2 protein-coding genes are annotated in these 1,027 nt (G+C 35.3%); both read left to right on the top strand.

Annotated elements, in window-relative coordinates; genetic code table 11:
• The first annotated feature begins 200 nt into the window (after positions 1 to 200).
• Positions 201 to 719 (top strand): hypothetical protein, encoded by a 519-nt coding sequence (locus Q0135_RS05150; protein ID WP_297988853.1) that lies wholly within the window; start codon positions 201 to 203, stop codon positions 717 to 719.
• A gap of 115 nt (positions 720 to 834) precedes the next feature.
• A partial coding sequence (locus Q0135_RS05145; protein WP_297988852.1) for a hypothetical protein occupies positions 835 to 1,027 on the top strand: 193 nt, incomplete at its 3' end.

Genomic DNA, 1,027 nt, shown 5'->3' with positions numbered 1-1,027 from the left:
GAAACATTCGCATATACATCTGGATGAGTATAATTCGCTTGAGGAGGGCTCGGTGGAACTTATATTGGAGAAAATATGAACACAAACAGCATCAATGTGGATGGAAAAGAGCTATTGCCCTCCGCAATCGAAGCGATGGGATCATATTTGACGGCGCTTTATGAATGACGGCGTAGTGCGCAAAAAAAGAGAATAAGTCAGTGCTGCCGAATAAAATTTATATAAAAGACGATCCTCTAACTATCGATGAGGAACTTATGGGGCATGAGTATCATAAATTAGATATTAAAATTCTAGAAGACAAAAAGCTTGTGGTCTTGGGTTTTACTACGAATTTGGCTATGTATTATTTCGCAAAAAACATTTTAACATCATCGTATAATGAAAGGGTCTCATACCTAGAACTTTTCCCTTATGAATATTGGGCGGGAGGAGCGCGATTTGCAAAAAATAGCGCTCAATTATGTATAGATATAAAGGAATTTATTAAAATAGACGAAGCGGAGTGCTGCATAGCGGACGATATGGACAGGTATAAATTTGAGCTGGATTTTAAAACATTCTACCAAAGCGTTACATTTTATTTCCCTAGTACGAAGGATTACATAAATTTCGCTAAATATCTGCTAAGTATGAGTATCTACAATAGAAAAAATAGGGTAAAATTTTATAGCGAAGATTATACGTTGATTTTACAATACTCCAGGTTTGTTATATGAGTAATTTAGAGCGATCAAAAATAAAATTTCTCTCATAAAGCTAAAATTTAAGGATTGGGCGGTATGACGCAAAACGCTATGAATGAAGCAAACCATAACGAAAAGGAGCAACGCAATGCTAGATAGAATTGCCGCTTGTTTAACGGGCATAATGTGCTTCTTATATCTTATAAATTTTACGGTACATAAACATGTAAAGATAGGCGAGAAATATATTAAATTTGATGATGCAGGTAGTTTATGGATATTGCCCGCAATCGCATTTATAGTAATAGGTATTTCTGGCTTTTATTTTGCCTTCCGCTCTG

The sequence above is a fragment of the uncultured Campylobacter sp. genome, from assembly GCF_937981295.1.
In the GTDB taxonomy this organism is placed as follows: Bacteria; Campylobacterota; Campylobacteria; order Campylobacterales; family Campylobacteraceae; genus Campylobacter_B.
Note: the sequence above shows the minus strand (reverse complement) of the source record. Positions and strands in the feature narration are given on the sequence as shown.